This window comes from Paraurantiacibacter namhicola (genome assembly GCF_001687545.1).
Lineage (GTDB): Bacteria > Pseudomonadota > Alphaproteobacteria > Sphingomonadales > Sphingomonadaceae > Paraurantiacibacter > Paraurantiacibacter namhicola.
The window spans coordinates 753,754-765,307 of the sequence record NZ_CP016545.1; the positions used below are offsets into that span (position 1 = coordinate 753,754).

Here is an 11,554-nt window from a genome sequence, read left to right on the forward strand (position 1 = left end):
GCTAGCGCTCAGGCGCGCAGGCGGGGGCTGAACATGGTTGCCATGGCAGATGACTGGGAGCCGCCACGCCTGCAGTTCCAGGCTGGCTTGCCTCAGGGCAAGGTGAACCTGCTGCGCATCCTGCAATCCCCTGAGGCCTTCATCCCTGAGACGATCTTCTCCCGGCCGGAGGTGACCATTGGCGAGGGATCGCGGCAACTCCGCGTGATTTCCGATCCGGCATTTGCCTTCGCCATCCTCAATGAACGCTCCGGCACATTTGAACAGCTGCCGCTGGTCACCCGGATGCTGAGCGAAGGCTATCCCAAGCCAGCGCATGACCGCCCGATGGAATCGCGCGCGCACTGCCTTGGCTTGCAGCGCCAACTGCCAGAGGCGCAGCGACAGGAGATCGTGCGTGAATTGTCCGCCAGGATCGTCGCGGGTTGGCTCGATACAGCTGGCGCGAATGTCGATCTCCTGCTCGATGCCCGCCGCCTCACGCTCGATGCGTTCTGGCGGGCATTCCTTGGCCGGGGAGGGCCGCCTTCGCAGGTGGATGACGATGTCGAAACAGCTGCGGCGACGATCCATGCCCAGCCCGCCAGCGCGACGCTGGTGGAGCGTAACGACGCCCTGCATGCGCTGGCGCTGCGATACATTCGCGAGGCAGCGCCCTCATTGCGGCGCGACACCGAAGAATACCGTTTCGCGCTCGCGTCGCTGCACGTCATGCTCGATGCCGGACATGACAACAGTGCGGCGACGCTGGCCTGGGCCCTGTGGCTGCTGGCGCATCACCCCGACCTGCAGCAGGCGATCCGGCGCGACCCGCAAAAGCGCATCATAGAGGCCGTGCTGCAGGAAACGCTGCGGCTTTATCCGCCGATCCCGTTCACGACGCGCGTGGCGCTGCGCGACTTTGCATGGGCCGACAAGGTGATACCGGCCGGGCAGAATGTCGGGATCAGTTTCTCGGCAATGCACCGGCACCGCGACCATTGGGAAATGCCCGACTGCTTCCGGCCCGAGCGATTCCTGACGGCCGGAAAGCGCGTGTCCGTGTCGCAGGACATGCTGCCATTCGGGGCGGGTCCGCGCGGCTGCATCGGCACGGGTTTTGCGCGGCGCGTGCTGTCGACGATGATTGCGGCGATCCTGGAAAAAGCACAACTGCGGCCAAATCCCGCCGCTGGCCTTTCCTGCGTTTCGAACTTCTCGCTGCGTCCCGTGGGCGGGACGGTGCTTCTCGCCGATCCGGCCGGCGTGGCCTGAACCGCATCGGCCGATGAATTTCCATTCGATCGATTACCTGCTGTTCCTGCCACTGGTGGTGGCCACCTATTTCGCCATTCCGCACCGGTGGCGATGGGCGCTGCTGCTGCTGGCGAGCAATCTGTTTTATGCCAGCTGGCGCTGGGAATATCTGGCGTTGCTGTGGTTCACGACTCTGGTCGATTACTTCGCGGCGCTGGCGATGCCGCGCGCCGGGAGGCGAGGCCGCAATGCCCTGCTGGCCTTCAGCCTGGTGGGCAATCTGGGCCTGCTTTTCGTCTTCAAATATTTCGCCCTGCTGGCCAACACCACGCTGTATGCCTTGCGGATGGGGCAGGTCGACCCGATCGAGATCCTGCTGCCGCTGGGGATCAGCTTCTACACCTTCCAGACGCTTGGCTACACGATCGACGTCTGGCGCGGGAAGCGGCAGCCCGAGCGGCACCTGGGCTATTTCGCCGTTTTCGTGATGTATTTCCCGCAGCTGCTTGCAGGGCCGATCGAGCGGACCGGCAAGCTGCTGCCGCAATTCAGGCAGGAACGGCGCTTCGACATGTCACTGGTCGCGGCCGGGGCGGCCCTGATGCTGGTGGGGTATTTCAAGAAACTCGTGATAGCAGACCGGCTGGCCATGATTATCCCGCCCATACTGGCCGATCCGTCGAGCGTGTCCCCGCTTGGCGCGGTGCTGGCCTCTCTGGGAAATATCTACCGCTATTACGCGGACCTGTCCGGATATGTGGACATTGCCATCGGCTCCAGCATGATGATCGGCATCACGCTCAGCCGAAATTTCAACCGGCCCTTCGCAGCCAGGTCCATCTACGATTACTGGCAACGCTGGCACATCACCGTGACCACGTGGATCCGCGATTATGTGCACATCCCGCTGGCTCGCAAGGCATCGAGCCGTGCCGGAAGAGAAGGCGCGGTCATTGTCACGATCCTGCTTGTCGCGCTCTGGCATGGGGCAAGCTGGCCCTGGATTGTCGCGGGCCTGATTGCCGGGGTGGGCATGGTCGCGGAAGGGACTTTCCGGCGCAGCAGGCGCATCGCTGCGCTTCGTGACGGGACTGCGCAGCGCCTCGGGATTGCGCCTGCGCGGCTGGCCATGCTGCGGGCGAGCGTCTCGCGGGCTTACCTCTGGTTCTTCCTGATCCTGCTGGGTTCGCTCGCCAACGCGCCGACAATGGCAGATGCGTTGTCGATGTGGGCGCAGATGGCGTCGGTCCCGCACCAGCTGGCCGCCCTCGATCTGGGCCTGGGCAGCGGGTTCGACATCGGGCGGCGGTTCTGGATCGTACCTGCCGCGATTGCCGCGCTCGAAGCCTACCAGTGGCTGGATGCGCGAAGGTCGGTGTGTGCGCGCGTCAATGCTCGCGGCGCAATTGTGTCCTGGGGCTTCTACCTCTGCCTCGCCACAGTCATCCTCGTGCTGGGCAGCTTCGGCCAGCCCGGCTTCATCTACTTCGGCTATTGAGGCGGGGCATGCGCAAGCTGACAGGCTTCATCCTCTTCGCCCTCGCCTGGCTGGCAGCCCTGGTGGCGGTCCATCGGTCGGTGCCGGATCCGGAGCTCGAATACCGGATCGAGAGGCTGGATGCCGCACTGGAAGCCAAGGGCGTCATCATGGGCGGTTCGGCGGCAATCGGGCTGGAGCCTGCCGCATTGGGCATCGATGCCGTCGAAGTGTGGAACCCGAACCAGGACGTGCTGGAGACGGCGGCGCTGGCCAATCTGCTCCTCGATCGCAATCCTGAGCTGGAGCTGGTCGTCATTACCCTCGCCGCGCCGGCGCACGCGCTCGACAATGGCGGCCGGGGCAGCTGCTGTGTCGACCAGCGGAACCGGACTTACCGCGCCATGCGCCATTATGGCGACTGGTCGCTCGTCGGCGGTGACTGGCGCACGGCAGTGTCCTCGCTTGTGCCCATGGGCGAGGCGGACTGGCTTCCCTTGCTGGCAAGGCTCGGCCTCGCGAATGGCAAGCCGGCAGGCCGCGCCGCTTCGCAGGAGGCGTGGCGGGCGCGTTCCATGGCGCACGCTCCCACAGCGGAGGAGCTTGATACCTTGCTGGACGGGCGCGCGACGGAGATCGAGACGCTGGCCTACCGCGACCCGCAAATCGCATCCCGCAACGGGCAGGCGTTGGCCGCGCTTGCGCGCCGCTTCACTTCCCGAGGCGGCCGGATGGTCGTCATCGTGCCGCCACTGCATGCGTCGCTGCAGCAGCGAATGGAGCAGGATTTCATGGCGTGGAGACGCGGCATGGACACCATGTTGACGTCAGCCGAGGCTGGCGGCGCGCAAGTGCTGGACTTGTCGGGCCATCGAGCGTTGGCGGAAGACAGGCTGAATTTCTCGGACCCGGTGCACCTCAATCGCCGCGGTGGCCGGGCATTGGCGCGCGAACTCCGCAAATCAGGGGCCGTATAACCGGACATGGAATAGCGTCTTGCAGAATCTCGTTTGACTCCCGCGCTGACGCCGCCAATGGTCGGCATGGTTGTGGTCGCGCACGATCGATTTGGGGTGGACCGGGGCGGATGCTGCAAGACTTGAGGCGAGAGCGGCTCGGCCGTCTGAAGGGCCTGCTTGCTCAAAGCCCGAAATTGGCCGCCTCGTACGAGGATGCCAAGCGGGTTGTGCGCGCGTTTCGCCGCCCGGCGTTTTACGAGATCAGCACGCGCTGCAACCTGTTCTGCGAAGGCTGCTATCACTTCTCCGATGACTTCCATGCGCCAGCATCGGAAGTGAACGATGCGCAGGCGTGGGATGAATTCTTCGCCGCCGAGGGCGCGCGCGGCGTCACCATGGCCTATTTCGTGGGGGCAGAACCCGCGCTGGAACAGGAGCGCCTGATCGCTGCCTCCGCCCACTTCCCTTACGGCAATATCGGCACGAACGGGACAATCGCGCTGGACCCGTCCATCCCTTATCGCATCGGCGTTTCGGTGTGGGGCGTGGATGAAGAGGTGGATGCCAGCCTGCGCGGGGCCAGCGCCTTCGGCAAGGCGCTGAAGAACTATGCCGGCGATCGGCGCGCCATCATGCTCTACACGCTCAGCAAGGCCAATCTGGCCGATGTGCCGCGGCTGGTCGAGACCTGTGCCGATCACGATCTGCCGGTCACCTTCAACATGTATTCTCCCACGCAGACCTACATGCGAAAACTCGGCGGAGCCGAGGCCAACGACCGCAAGTACTTCCGGATTTCCAGCGCCGCGTCCAACCTGTTGTGGGACGATGAGAGCCTGCATGAGACGCGCCGCGTCATGGAGGAGGTCATGGAGCGCTTTCCGGAAACGGTCGTCTATTCATCGGCTTACAACGAATGGTCGACACGCAGCGGCCCGCTGTACGATATCGACCCGGAAACCGGCGTGGCGCGCGATTGCCATTCGCGCATGACCGGCACGATGCGATACTACAAGACCGACATGTCCCATGCGGCGCAGGAGAAATGCGGCACTTCCGACGCGATCTGTTCGGAATGCCGGATGTATTCCGGCGGCTGGTCCAGCAAGTTCGAGCTGCGCGACGAAGACGTCTCATCGCCGGCTGCCTTCGCCGCCTGGCTCGAGATGATTGAAACCGCAGGCCGCATCTTCCTGATCGAAAGGGATGGGCAGCCGGCAAGGACGCGCGACAGGATGAACCTGTCCGTGGCAGCCATGGAGCCCGCCGAATGAAGATCACCCCGTTGCAGAATGGCATCGAGGTCCATGACATCGACCTTCATGATGACGAGGCCTGCCGCGAGCTTGGCCGGCTGGTGGCGCACGAATGTGTTGTCCTTGTCAGGCAGGGTGTTCCGGAGCGCCGGCTTTACGAGATCCAGATGCTCTGGGGGCAGCCGACACTGCCATTCGTGAACCGCTACGTGCTGGAAAAGCGCCTTCGCGGCCGCCACTGGCGGCGCGCGTTCCAGGCCATGGCTTCGGTATCGAGCGGCCTGGCTGACGCGAAAGAACTGGCTGGCATGGCCCGCGTGAGTTTCGAGAAGAACGAGCGCGGCAAGGCAACCGGCCTCTTCCCCAATGGCGAACTCGACTGGCATTCCGACCAGCAGGGCTATCATGACAACCAGCGTATCGTGGGCCTGATGAGCCTGTGGGGCTCGGAAAACAGCCAGACGTCGTTCCTGTGTACCGCCCCCGGTTACGACAGCCTCAACCATGATGACCGCAGCCTGGTGGACGAGCTTACTTGCGTATGGGCCTGGGACGGGGGAGCGATGTCGCCCTCCATCGACGAATGGCACCTGGAAGTGCACCGCTACAACATGGTCCCTCTCGACGGGATGGAGACGCGGCTTGTCGACCAGACGGTGACCGGCCGGAAGGGGGTCCGCTTCCCGAGCCATTGCTTCAGCCACTTCAAAGGCATGAGCAGGGAGGAGAGCAGCCGGGTGAAGGCCCATCTGTGGGAGCATTTCGGCAAGCCGGAATATGCCTATGTGCACGACTGGCAGGATGGCGAGATCGTGTTCATGGACCAGAACATCACACTGCATGCGCGCCCGACCAATATCGTGGATTCGCACAGCCGCACGATGTGCCGGATGATCTCCTACCTGGACCGGCTCTATCCCGGTAACGGACCTGCCGATCACGTCCTGTTCGACGGGGAGCGCATCGCGCACGAAGATTTTGCCGAACTGGTCGACGCGGCCCGCATGCGCGAAGCAGGCGCCATGTCGGCAGAACCCGTCGGAGCCTGACGCCTGCCAGCTGGGGCATCGCGGCCCCTCGGCACGGGCACATCTTTTGGAAATTTGGTGCGCCGCGCAGTCGCGAGCGAACTCGTCTCTCGTGAAATTCCCTGCTCTACAGGGAAACTAGAGGGAAATGGCTTCTTCCAAACGATATTGGGTCCAGACGAAGAGGGGAAACCCGACGTTCTCGAGGTGGTCCCTAGACGTGGAGCAGGGATCGGATACGGCTTAAGCAGGTGCCCAATGTCATCGAAAGACCAAGCTCGATTTCTCTCGTTGCGTATGACCCCGAGAATGGCGGTAAAGGCTTGAGCTCGTGGCTTCAGAGTGGTCGATGAAGACTGGTTGGCGGCGAAGTCGCTCGGTCTCGAGACCGTGCCCGTCATCCGCGCGCGTTTTCCCGCTGCATCAATTTGATTTCGGCCATGGCGTATAATGCAGGCACTTAGTGCTCAGATCTGATCGAAGGCTCTCTGGTCTCTAAGCGCTTTTAAGACGTCCGGGTCTTAGGTGGTGCCGCGCACCACGAGTTTCGGCGGCATCACGATACTTTCAGTGTCCTCGCCTGATATCCGTCTGACAAGCAGGTCGACCATGGCGCGCGCGCCGCCGGCGATGTCCTGACGAACCGTCGTTAACGGCGGAACCGTCTGTTGCGCTATCGGGAGATCATCGAACCCCACAAGCTTGATGTCGTCAGGAACAACATGGTTCAGTTTTCGCAGCTCGCCCAGACATGCCAAGGCGAGAAGGTCGGTCGCTGCAAAAATCCCGTCGAACTTGCGGACCGCTTCGCGCATCAGCCCGGCGACCTCTGTAGTCATGCCGGATGTTGCCAGATGAGCGGGTAACTCCGTCAGGTCGATGCCAAAGGAGGCCGCGACTTGCCTCGCGCCCGAAAAGCGCGCGGCAAATTCCGGCGCGTTCGTATCTCCGACGAATGCCAGCTTCTTGGCGCCGGATGCGATAAGCTTTTCCGCTGCCAATTTCCCGCCCAGAAGGTTGTCCGAACCGACCACGCAATGCCGCTGGCCCTCCCGATGCTGGCCCCAGACCACCATTGGCCGGTATCCGTCGGCCACGTCTTCCAGATGGTCGAACTGGTCCGATTGACCGACAACGATCACGCCGTCGATCATGCCGGACCCGATGAAGGGATCGAGCCAGTCCTCGTCGCTCGCCGGGACGACGCGGCGCAGCATCAGATCGTAGCCCCGCTCCGTCAGGGCATCGGCGAGGTGGCCCAGCAGTGTCAGGAAGAAGGTATCCGATACCTGCTGCTTTTGTTCATGCCCCAACGGGATGATAATACCGATGACGCCGGTTTTCTGCCGGCGGAGGCGGCTGGCCATCTGGTTCGGCCGGAAGCCATGTTCGCGCGCAATCGTCTCGATCCGTTCGCGGGTCTTTGTGTTGACCAGGCTGTTTCCGGACAATGCGCGCGAAACTGTTCCGGCAGAAACGCCGGCTATCTTCGCCAGATCCGTGATGGTGCGAACAGCCGGCGTGGCAGAAGGGCGCTTGTCAGCCATATGCCCGCCTTACCCTAGGTCGCTTGAGGCTGCACTACCTTTGGCACCGGGCGCCCGGCGTCGACAAACATCGTGGCGAAAGCGCCCAAAATCATCAGGCCCCCACCCAGCAGCAAGACGTTGCGGGGATCGCCGCCCAGCAACGGACTATAAAACAGGGGCATCGTCAGCGTCTGGATCAGCATCGGGATAACGATGAACATGTTGAATATGCCCATGTAAATTCCGTTGCGTTCCGGCGGGATGGCATCGGCGAGCATCACGTAGGTGTTGCCCATCATTCCGGCCCAACCGATACCGATACCCAGCATCAGCACGAAGAGCGCAGCCGGTGTCTCGACACCCGGGATCAGCAGCATGGCGATCCCCGAGGCGGTGAGGCAGAACGCATGTGTCAGCCTCGCGCCCAGCTTCCTGACCACCGGGATCAGCAGCAGTGCCCCAAGAAACGCAATAAAGTTGTAAAGCGCGCCAGCCTGCTGCGTTGTCAGCGTGGCCTCTCGGAAAGCGGCGCTGGACGGATCGGTCGTATTATAAAGCGAGCGGCCGACAGCAAATGTGATGTATTGCCAGTAAGCGAACATCGCATACCACTGGCACAACATGGCGAGCGCAAGCTGCCGCATCGGCTTTGGCATGTCCCGGATCGCACTGCCAATCTCCGCAAAGGTAGCGCGCGGCGTAAGCGGCTTGGCTTCCAACTCGGCGCGTTCCGCATCGGACATGGGCAGTTCCGGCACGCGCCAGACGGACCAGACGATTGTGCTGATCGACAGGATCGCACCAATGATGAAGGCGATCTTCACCACTACGGGAATGCCGTTAGCGTCGAGCACATCCTTTGCGACGAAACTCGTCAGCAAGGTTGGCGCAAGATAGGAAAGGGTTTGGGCAAGCCCGGTGAATGCGCTTTGTGTCAGGAACCCGACTGATCGTTGGTCGGGTACGAGCCGATCGGCGACGTAAGCGCGATACGGCTCCATCGTGATATTATTGCCGGCGTCTAGTATCCAAAGCAGGCTGGCGGCCATCCATAATGCACTGGAATAGGGCATCAGGAACAGGCTGATGGAACAGATGATCGCACCGATCAGGAAGTAGGGCGTCCGGCGTCCGAATCGCGACGCGGTACGGTCGCTCATCGCGCCAATGATGGGCTGGACGATCAGGCCGGTCATCGGCCCCGCCAACCAAAGCAGCGGCATCGTCGCTTCCTCCGCACCCAGGAAGCCATAGATCGGCCCCATATTCGCCTGCTGTAGTCCGAAGCTGAATTGCAGGCCGAAAAACCCGATATTCATTTCGACGATTCGCAGCAGCGAAAGCCGCGGTTTTCCAGCGTTCTGCATGGGCGTGGGTCCTCTCATCCAACGCAGCTTGCGTGCGTCCTGCGACACTGCTGGCACGCTGAGGGGCAAATTGCAAACGTTTGCAAAAAAGATGTTGCAAACGTTTGCAGCAGCCGTATGCCTATTGGCGAATCGCATGCCGGAAAGGCGCTGCGTTTTTGGATGAGGAGTGAATTGCCATGAAATTTCGATCGGTTCTGGCCGTGGGCGTTGCCTTTTCTGCCCTTTCTACCACCGCTTATGCGCAGGATGTGCCTGCCACCCAGCCGGTGGAAGACGACCAGCCTGTGCTCGACGGCAGCGAAATCATCGTCACGGGTGTTGCACGTGGCCAGAACCGGCTGGAGAGCTCTGTCTCCATCAGCTCTGTCGATGCGGACAGTATCGCCGAATTGAACCCGCGCTCCTCTGCTGACCTGATCCGCCAGATTCCTGGCCTGCGGTCCGAGGCTTCGGGCGGCGAAGGCAATGCGAATATCGCGGTGCGCGGCATCCCGGTTTCCACCGGCGGCGCTCGATACATCCAGTTGCAGGAAGACGGGCTGCCGGTTCTGGAATTCGGCGATATCATTTTCGGCAATGCGGACAACTTCGTTCGCGCAGACCGCAACGTCGCCCGCGTGGAGGCGATCCGCGGCGGTTCGGCCAGCACCTTTGCTTCCAACTCTCCCGGCGGCGTGGTGAACTTCATCTCCAAGACCGGATCGCAGGAGGGCGGCTCGATCGTCGGGACCGTCGGTCTCGATTACGAGAGCTATCGCCTCGATTTCAATTATGGCGGCGCACTGTCTGACGACATGTATTTCCATGTCGGCGGCTTCTACCGCACCGGCGAAGGCCCGCGCGAAACGGGCTTCAACGGCAGCAATGGTGGCCAGCTGAAGGTCAACATTACCAAGGAATTCGATTCCGGTTATGTGCGCTTCTACGGAAAATACCTGGATGACCAGACCCCCACTATCCTTCCGCAGCCGGTCCGCGTCAGCGGTTCCGCCGGGGATCCGGATTACAGCGCGATTGCCAATTTCGATCCGCGTTCGGACAGTCTCTACAGCCGTTACATTACCACGGCGGTCACGCTGGATGGCGGCAACAACCCTACCACATACGACATCCATGACGGCCTGTCGGTGCAGTCCAAGGCCTTTGGCTTCGAAGCGAATTTCGATTTCGCCGATGGCTGGAACCTTACCAATCGGTTCCGCTTCTCCGACAACTCGGGCAGCTTTGTCTCGCCGTTTCCTGCCAGCGTGGGCGATGCGCAGGACATTGCCGATGGGATCGGCGGCGCGGGTTCGACCATCGAATTCGTCAGCGGCCCGAACCAGGGCGGCGTGGCAAATGCAGCTTCGATCGGCGGCAACGGTCTGCTGACGAACATCGTCCTGTTCAACGTGCGGCTCAACAGCCTTGACCACATCGCGAATGATCTTCGCGTCAATCGTGAGTTCGATCTTGCAGGCGGCACGGCCACCTTCACCGGCGGTTTCTACGCCAGCCGGCAGGACGTGGACACGGACTGGCTGTGGACGTCCTACACCCAGACAGTGGAAGGTGACGGCAATTCCGTCCTCGTGGACATCCGCGATACGGGCGGCAATCTGGTAACGCAGAACGGCACGGTCGGCTTCAGTGCGAGCTTCTTCGGGAATTGCTGCCGCCGGAATTACGATGTCCGCTACGACACCTATGCGCCGTTCGCGTCGCTTAACGTCGAGCTTGGCGCGCTGACGCTTGACGGCAGTATCCGCTACGATTTCGGCAGGGCCGATGGTACGATCACGGGTTCCGACTCCTCGTATGGTATCGGCATCACCGGCTTTGACTTCGACAATGACGGCAATATCGATCCGGCAGAGGCGAACACCGCTGTGCTCCCGCTCAACTCGGCCCGCCCGGTGAACTATGACTTCGATTACTTCAGCTGGTCGATCGGCGCCAACTATCTGGTGACTGGCGATCTGGGTGTGTTTGCGCGCTACAGCCATGGTGGTCGTCACACGGCAGACCGCAGCCTGTTCTCACCTGCTGTCAGTACGCTTACTGGCGATGTGGTTGGCGGTGACAACGCGGTCATTGCCGAAGTCGACCAGATCGAAGCCGGTCTTAAGTATCAGGCTGGTGGCCTGCGCCTCTATGCCACCGGCTTTTTCGCCGAAACCGCCGAAACCAATGTCGAAATCGGGCCCATTCGTCTCTCCGACAACACCTACGAAGCTTACGGGATCGAGTTGGAAGGCAGCTATACCGTGGGCCCGTTCTCGGTCAGCGGCGGCGCGACCTGGACGGACTCTGAAATCACCGATGCGCTGAACCCGGCAATCATCGGCAACACGCCGCGCAGGCAGGCGGATTTCGTATACCAGGGCACGCTGCAGTATGAGCAGGACCTGTTCACGGCAGGCTTGAACTTCATCGGTACGACGGACAGCTTTACCCAGGACAATAACGACCTGAAGCTGCCGGGTTACACGCAGTTCAACGCTTTCGTCAGCTTCCGCCCGCTCGACAACATGGAGTTGTCGCTGAACGCCAACAACTTGTTCGACGTGGAAGGCTATACGGAAGCCGAAGAGGGTTCGATCCCGGCCAACGGGCTGGTGCGTGCCCGCTCCATCGCCGGGCGCACGGTATCGGCATCCGTTCGGATCGACTTCTGATTGACGGTATCTGACCCTTTGGCCGGCGAATGCCCTCCCTGT

8 protein-coding genes are annotated in these 11,554 nt (G+C 61.9%); 6 read left to right on the plus strand and 2 right to left on the minus strand.

Features of this window, described 5'->3' with window-relative positions; genetic code table 11:
* The first annotated feature begins 33 nt into the window (after positions 1–33).
* The 5 genes from A6F65_RS03610 (at position 34) to A6F65_RS03630 (ending at position 5,977) form a co-directional block, all read left to right on the plus strand.
* Positions 34–1,254, plus strand: a complete 1,221-nt coding sequence (locus tag A6F65_RS03610; RefSeq protein ID WP_067786076.1) for a cytochrome P450 — start codon at positions 34–36, stop codon at positions 1,252–1,254.
* Positions 1,255–1,267: 13 nt separating this feature from the next.
* Positions 1,268–2,734 carry an MBOAT family O-acyltransferase gene (locus tag A6F65_RS03615; protein WP_067786078.1) on the plus strand — a complete coding sequence of 489 codons (1,467 nt, stop codon included), beginning with the start codon at positions 1,268–1,270 and terminating at the stop codon, positions 2,732–2,734.
* A gap of 8 nt (positions 2,735–2,742) precedes the next feature.
* Positions 2,743–3,690 carry a hypothetical protein gene (locus tag A6F65_RS03620; RefSeq protein WP_067786080.1) on the plus strand — a complete coding sequence of 316 codons (948 nt, stop codon included), beginning with the start codon at positions 2,743–2,745 and terminating at the stop codon, positions 3,688–3,690.
* Positions 3,691–3,800: 110 nt separating this feature from the next.
* Positions 3,801–4,946, plus strand: a complete 1,146-nt coding sequence (locus tag A6F65_RS03625; RefSeq protein ID WP_157093040.1) for a radical SAM family protein — start codon at positions 3,801–3,803, stop codon at positions 4,944–4,946.
* On the plus strand, positions 4,943–5,977 hold the full coding sequence (locus A6F65_RS03630; RefSeq protein WP_067786084.1) for a TauD/TfdA dioxygenase family protein: 1,035 nt from the start codon (positions 4,943–4,945) through the stop codon (positions 5,975–5,977). Before A6F65_RS03625 ends, A6F65_RS03630 begins: the two co-directional genes overlap by 4 nt.
* Positions 5,978–6,477: 500 nt before the next feature.
* Here A6F65_RS03630 and A6F65_RS03635 read toward each other — a convergent pair whose 3' ends face one another.
* Both A6F65_RS03635 and A6F65_RS03640 read right to left on the minus strand, forming a co-directional pair.
* Entirely contained in the window at positions 6,478–7,503 is a 1,026-nt protein-coding gene (locus tag A6F65_RS03635; RefSeq protein WP_067786085.1) for a LacI family DNA-binding transcriptional regulator, read from the minus strand.
* A 14-nt stretch (positions 7,504–7,517) separates the two neighbouring features.
* Positions 7,518–8,852, minus strand: a complete 1,335-nt coding sequence (locus A6F65_RS03640; RefSeq protein WP_067786087.1) for an MFS transporter — start codon at positions 8,850–8,852, stop codon at positions 7,518–7,520.
* Between the two features lie 179 nt (positions 8,853–9,031).
* Between A6F65_RS03640 and A6F65_RS03645 the strand changes: the two genes are divergently transcribed.
* On the plus strand, positions 9,032–11,512 hold the full coding sequence (locus A6F65_RS03645) for a TonB-dependent receptor domain-containing protein (protein ID WP_067786089.1): 2,481 nt from the start codon (positions 9,032–9,034) through the stop codon (positions 11,510–11,512).
* The last annotated feature ends 42 nt before the right edge of the window (positions 11,513–11,554 follow it).

Coding starts and splice junctions, on each gene's coding strand:
- A6F65_RS03635 (WP_067786085.1), bottom strand. CDS start 7,503: ATGGCTGACAAGCGCCCTTCTGCCACGCCGGCTGTTCGCACCATCACG.
- A6F65_RS03630 (WP_067786084.1), top strand. CDS start 4,943: ATGAAGATCACCCCGTTGCAGAATGGCATCGAGGTCCATGACATCGAC.
- A6F65_RS03625 (WP_157093040.1), top strand. CDS start 3,801: ATGCTGCAAGACTTGAGGCGAGAGCGGCTCGGCCGTCTGAAGGGCCTG.
- A6F65_RS03640 (WP_067786087.1), bottom strand. CDS start 8,852: ATGCAGAACGCTGGAAAACCGCGGCTTTCGCTGCTGCGAATCGTCGAA.
- A6F65_RS03610 (WP_067786076.1), top strand. CDS start 34: ATGGTTGCCATGGCAGATGACTGGGAGCCGCCACGCCTGCAGTTCCAG.
- A6F65_RS03615 (WP_067786078.1), top strand. CDS start 1,268: ATGAATTTCCATTCGATCGATTACCTGCTGTTCCTGCCACTGGTGGTG.
- A6F65_RS03620 (WP_067786080.1), top strand. CDS start 2,743: ATGCGCAAGCTGACAGGCTTCATCCTCTTCGCCCTCGCCTGGCTGGCA.
- A6F65_RS03645 (WP_067786089.1), top strand. CDS start 9,032: ATGAAATTTCGATCGGTTCTGGCCGTGGGCGTTGCCTTTTCTGCCCTT.